Source organism: Phormidium pseudopriestleyi FRX01 (assembly GCF_017313335.1).
GTDB lineage: Bacteria > Cyanobacteriota > Cyanobacteriia > Cyanobacteriales > Laspinemataceae > Laspinema > Laspinema pseudopriestleyi.
The window spans coordinates 1-3,970 of the sequence record NZ_JAFLQW010000175.1; the positions used below are offsets into that span (position 1 = coordinate 1).

Below are 3,970 nucleotides of genomic sequence, written 5' to 3' on the forward strand. Positions count from 1 at the left end.
GAGATTAAAAAAGGTAGCCGTAAGCCTCATGGCGAGAGTCAGTGAGCGTGAATAGGTAGGGGCGCATTGACTACGCCCTTAAGGTCTAAATTCTGGACTCTTAAAGAATCCCATGCTCTTTAGACGTGGGAGTGTCAAGAATATGGTGATTCCGGCCATCTGGCAATCGGTCGAGTTGACCGCTTTGGAGACTACTGCCAATTGCTCCCCCCGCAGCGCACCCTAGAAGTCCAATCCCAAAGTCTGAAAAATGCCCATCAACTTTTGCAGAACGGCTGGGGATTATATCTAGGTGAGCCAGAAGAACAGCAGGCAGAATTAGCCAGAACTTTGAAGCTACAAACAGTCAAAGTTCGGTTTTTCAGTCCCGTGACCGAATTTATCCGAGAAGGGGAACGCCGCCATCCGCAACAAAAAATTAAAACCGGCCCTAAAAATGAGACCGGCAAAATTGAATATCTCGATTACCTAGTGCCATTACCTCGGCGCTCGTTTAATGAGTTTATGCTCTGGGCTTATCGCTATATGAACCATGCGATGGTCCTGTCTCCTCCAGAGTTGGCAGAACAGCATCGGCAAGCTGCTAGGAAATTAGTAGCGCGTTGGGATTAGGAGGGAGGGAAATTTTCAACAGTAGTCGGTTTTGCGAGCGATCGCTTTCTTTGGGGGAGTTTTTCAAGGAGTGTTTGCAGTTGGAGTGGTCTGATTTAGAGCATTTCAATTAATTCCCCACTCCAGGGAAGTGCATCTCGCTTGCATCTGACCATTTTAAAGGGTCGGTTCTGGACTCTCGGGCAACGTCATCGGGTTCGGTAATAGGCCATCTTCTCGAATCAACCGTTCGATTAAATTCGGTGGAGTTGCTGACCGAAATGGACCACAATAAGAAATCTTTTGCACCGATAAAAAAGCCCAATGATTGGGCGGCACATCACTAAAAAGGGGCGGTAAAACTTCTACCCGGTCTTGCACACAGGCTTGAACAATTTCCTCACGAGAGACCGAGGGGGGTGGTGCTTGTTGCGATCGCCCAGGAACTGCCATAGTTGCGATCGCCAGGAATGCCGTGGTAACAATTCGGATGGGTTGCATCACTTTCCTTTCCACTTTAAATATCTTTAATTGAATTCAAAAACAGCCCGTTTACTTCTCACTTTTGAGTTGAAACTGAGCAACGCGAGTCATCCCAAACGCGATCGCACTTAATAAAAATATCCCTGAAATTCCGGCGATGGGATTTTTGCCTATCCCCGTTATCCACTCCGGGACCGCACCGGAATATTGGACTAATTGGCCTGTATTAATAATATAATAAACACAAACTAAACCCCCATGAAAGCCTATCGGTAAACCCAAGCGACCTTGACCGACTCTTTTGGCCGCAAGCAAGGTTAACCCCAGTAACAGCAACCCGGGAAAGGCCGGTAAATTCCGAATCATTGCCTCAAGGGGTTTAATAAAATGCAACAGGGCAAAAATAGTGGCATTCGCAGCGATCGCCACAGTAGGACGGTAATCCCGTTGTAACTCATCCAACAGCCAACCGCGAAACAGCAACTCTTCCGCAAATCCCACCCCGAGGGCGATCGCCAGTCCTTCTAAAATAATTTTCGGCAATCCAGCAGGGTCCGGCAGTTGCCATCCCAACCATCCCAACAGGCCCTCGACTATTAGTAAACTCAACAGACTCAGCAAACCAAAACCAAGACCTCCGAGGAGATCTTGGCCGTTGTTTCGAGAGAACTCTAACCCATAGTGCTTAAGAATCTGGGGTTGTCCGTAGACCCTTGATCCCCAAAATCGCACCAGGAGAATAAACTCTCCATATAAAACTGCCATTGATAAAATGCTCACCCAGTTGGGGTTCTGGACAAGCCAATAAATCGGCACCGCGATCGGAACCCAAACCCCCAAAAGCATTGCCACAAAAATAGCTAACCTGCCTGGGGCCGGATAATCACGGAAGCGGATCCAGTTCAATTTCACGGTATTCCCTTTTCCCTATTCGTCCGGTTCAATCGTACTGGTCAACCCGTGATTTTTGAGGGTTTCGCAGTAAAACTCCGCGTGTTCAAGGGCGCAGGTAATCACCAAGGCAATCCCATTGCTATGGGCTTCCATCATAATGCTAACCGCTTGAGGCTGAGTCAAACTCGGCACGGTCTGCATTAAGGTTTGCACCACGTGTTCCATCGAGTTAAAGTCATCATTATGTAGCAAAACTCGATAACGCGGTGCTATTTTCCGAACCGTTGAAGTCTTTTCAATGGTTTCTACTGACACGGCGCTCTCCTTTAATTCAGCGATCGTAAATTATTGCAGTCAATCCTAGGATTTTGAAGGATTCCTATTCAGAATAACTTACTAATCCATCCGCAGTGAAGACAAGGAGGGAAAACCGCACTGTTTCCCTCATTTTATTTGGAAAAAACCCTACCTAATACCAAATCCGGTTGGTAAAAGCAATTGTAGGGTGGGCAATGCCCCGTCCTTCTGTTCGGTGGGCAGTGCTACTTTAACTCCCCTCTATTTTGGGAAGGGTTAGGATTTGACCGGATCACGGAGTCGCCACCCGTCCTTCCTGTAACCCGAACAGGACAAAATGCTCAAACGCACTACCGAAGGCCCCGCGATTCACCGCCCGGGCCACATCGATGTTCCGAAACAAATAAGCCGATTCGTTGAATACCGGGCTAGGTTGACGACCCTGGAGTTCGCCCTGTTCGACGAAATGCTGGAATCCACTGACGAAACCCCCAGCCGCAACGATCGCCGCAACGTCAGGATTTTGAGTCAGATAGAACGTTTCATCAAATGCCGGATTGGGATTGCGCCGCTCAAATTGCCCCGATTGGAGATAGTGACTGTAACCACTGTTAAAAATCCCCGATGCTACTGCTTCGGCCACATCGGGATTTTGGCGCAGGTAGAAACTTTCTAAAAACAGCTTGACATTGCGATCGCGCCCTTCAAAAAAGCCCGTCTGCACGAAATGGTCAAATCCACTCGCCACCTGACCCGTTCCGACTGCTACAGCCACATCGGGATTCCGTGCTAAATACTGCCCTTCATTGAAAAACTGGGTCGGTGCAGGACGTCCCTCATCCCGCCCAAACAGCAAATAATGTTGTAACCCATTGGTTAAATTCCCGGCTGCTACCGCTTCGGCTACACCGGGATTTTGGGCTAAATAGCCTGCCTCATTAAAATACAGCGTCAGAGGATCGAGACCTCGTTCAGTGAGTGACTGAATGAAGTTTTCAAAACGCGGTGGCGGTGGCGGTGGGGCTGGCGGTTCCGTGGGTTCTGGCGCAGGAGGGAAGGGCTCGGCACCTCCAGGACCCGGTAAAGAACCTGGGTCTGGGGCCGGTGTTCCGGGAGGGACAACAATCGGTTGCGTGGGAGAGATGGGTTGGGCGATCGCCACCACAAAGGCATCCCCTTGGACTCCCCCTGCCGCATTCGGCAACGGATTCACAATTGGGAAATTCGCCGACGCACTTTGACCCGTCACAAAGGCCGTTCCCGCCGGATTAACTGCGATCGCATTCCCGGATTCAAACCCATTACCGCCTAAATAGGTTAAGTAATCAACCGTCGTCCCGTCAGCGAGAATTTTACCGACAAACGCATCCCCATTCCCCCCAAAACCTTGAATGGGCGCAACAATGGGTAAGTCCGAGGAGGTGGTTTGTCCCGTCAAATAGACATTCCCGCGATTGTCGATCGCCATATCATTCCCCTCCTCAAACCCACTGCCACCGAGGAATGTGGAATAAATCAAACTTCTTCCATCCGGGGCCAACTTCGTCACAAAGGCCGAGGATAACCCATTTAACTGCCCCTGAATGGGATTAACTGTGGGGAAATCTCCCAGGGGAATCACCGCCCGGGGTTGAGCGTCTCGGGGAACTCCGGTGCTTCCGGCGATATAAACGTGACCCGCCGCATCCACGGCGATCGCATTCCC

The 3,970-nt window shown here is 50.0% G+C and carries 5 protein-coding genes; 1 reads left to right on the forward strand and 4 read right to left on the reverse strand.

The window, feature by feature from the left end:
- Positions 1-201: 201 nt before the first annotated feature.
- Entirely contained in the window at positions 202-612 is a 411-nt protein-coding gene (locus J0895_RS06345; RefSeq protein ID WP_242541100.1) for a WCX domain-containing protein, read from the forward strand.
- Positions 613-768: 156 nt separating this feature from the next.
- Here J0895_RS06345 and J0895_RS06350 read toward each other — a convergent pair whose 3' ends face one another.
- The 4 genes from J0895_RS06350 to J0895_RS06365 form a co-directional block, all read right to left on the reverse strand.
- On the reverse strand, positions 769-1,092 hold the full coding sequence (locus J0895_RS06350; protein ID WP_242541101.1) for an S-layer protein: 324 nt from the start codon (positions 1,090-1,092) through the stop codon (positions 769-771).
- Between the two features lie 51 nt (positions 1,093-1,143).
- Positions 1,144-1,986 carry a CPBP family glutamic-type intramembrane protease gene (locus J0895_RS06355; protein ID WP_207087269.1) on the reverse strand — a complete coding sequence of 281 codons (843 nt, stop codon included), beginning with the start codon at positions 1,984-1,986 and terminating at the stop codon, positions 1,144-1,146.
- Between the two features lie 15 nt (positions 1,987-2,001).
- Positions 2,002-2,283 carry an ATP-dependent Clp protease adapter ClpS gene (gene clpS, locus J0895_RS06360; protein WP_015146967.1) on the reverse strand — a complete coding sequence of 94 codons (282 nt, stop codon included), beginning with the start codon at positions 2,281-2,283 and terminating at the stop codon, positions 2,002-2,004.
- 274 nt (positions 2,284-2,557) lie between these two features.
- A partial coding sequence (locus tag J0895_RS06365) for an SBBP repeat-containing protein (protein WP_207087270.1) occupies positions 2,558-3,970 on the reverse strand: 1,413 nt, incomplete at its 5' end.

Excerpts from the sequence above, each read along its gene's own strand:
- J0895_RS06350 (WP_242541101.1), bottom strand. The coding sequence starts at position 1,092 with ATGCAACCCATCCGAATTGTTACCACGGCATTCCTGGCGATCGCAACT.